Consider the following 1,012-nt stretch of genomic DNA (forward strand, 5'->3'; position numbering starts at 1 on the left):
GTTAAGGCTCTATTATTTGATTAAGGGTATCTATGAGAGGGAGTCTAAATAATAAGATGTCGCAAAACACACTCGAAAAGGCTCATAAAAATAAAGCAAATACTCTATTTTTATTCCTCAGCAAGAAATTGCTCAAGTTTACTAGTGGCATGCTTGATATTGAAAGGCGAATAGCGGATAAACACACTACGGTTGGTCTTTCTTGATACAAAAACCATCGTTGCTATCTTGTGCCTGTTTTCTACATATACAAGGCAATCACATTGACTGTGGCTCAAAAACTGCTCAATCGGAAAGTCAAGCCGTGTTTCTTGAGGGTAAAAAACATAAAGGCTACCGACACGTTTCTGTGTCAGCCCGCCTCGCTGAACCACATCACTCCAACGCCAGCCATTGATTTTTCCTACCACAAACACGCTGCTCGCCACACAGGCAAATAACATCAACGCCATCATGACACACTGGCGTATCGGTTTACTCGATACTGCCTTATTGTCAGCATCATGCCTCGATTCAGCAGCAGAGAGACCCGTTACCGCATTCGTCGTGACGGGGGCTACCTTAGTTTGCTCTACGGTTGTTAGTGACTCGCCGACAGTCTTGGTTTCTACCATGCCAGCGACCATGCGATAGCCTTGCTTCGGCACGGTGATCACTAAGGTCGGGTCTGCGCTAATCGTCATTAAGCTTCGTCTTAGCGCACTGATCGATTTGGCTAACGATGTTTGACCAATGTATTCATTTCCCCACGCATAACAAATCAAGGTTTGCTTACACACGGTCTCAGGCGCATGCAACAACAGGCATTCCAGTACCAAGGCTTCTCGGAAGCCAAGTCGAGTAGATTTGTGGTCTTGATGGAGTTTCCTAGCAACGGCATCGAAGTAAATCATAGGCTTTTTCTTTTGATTATAAAAAACTCAATAATTCATTGCGATAGTAAACGTTTTAATTAGAAACAAGATCACACTTTACATAAAAGTGAGATCCAATCTATTAATAGAAAAAATAA

The 1,012-nt window shown here is 42.8% G+C and carries 1 protein-coding gene; it reads right to left on the reverse strand.

The window, feature by feature from the left end; genetic code table 11:
- Positions 1-110: 110 nt before the first annotated feature.
- Complete coding sequence (locus tag BZG80_RS15700) at positions 111-893, reverse strand: transcriptional regulator (RefSeq protein WP_077576603.1); 783 nt, start codon at positions 891-893, stop codon at positions 111-113.
- Between the last annotated feature and the right edge of the window lie 119 nt (positions 894-1,012).

Source organism: Salinivibrio sp. MA440 (assembly GCF_001996265.1).
Taxonomy (GTDB): domain Bacteria; phylum Pseudomonadota; class Gammaproteobacteria; order Enterobacterales; family Vibrionaceae; genus Salinivibrio; species Salinivibrio costicola.

What these genes read in the sequence shown, in the direction of transcription:
- BZG80_RS15700 (WP_077576603.1), bottom strand. Translation starts at nt 893, where the DNA reads ATGATTTACTTCGATGCCGTTGCTAGGAAACTCCATCAAGACCACAAA.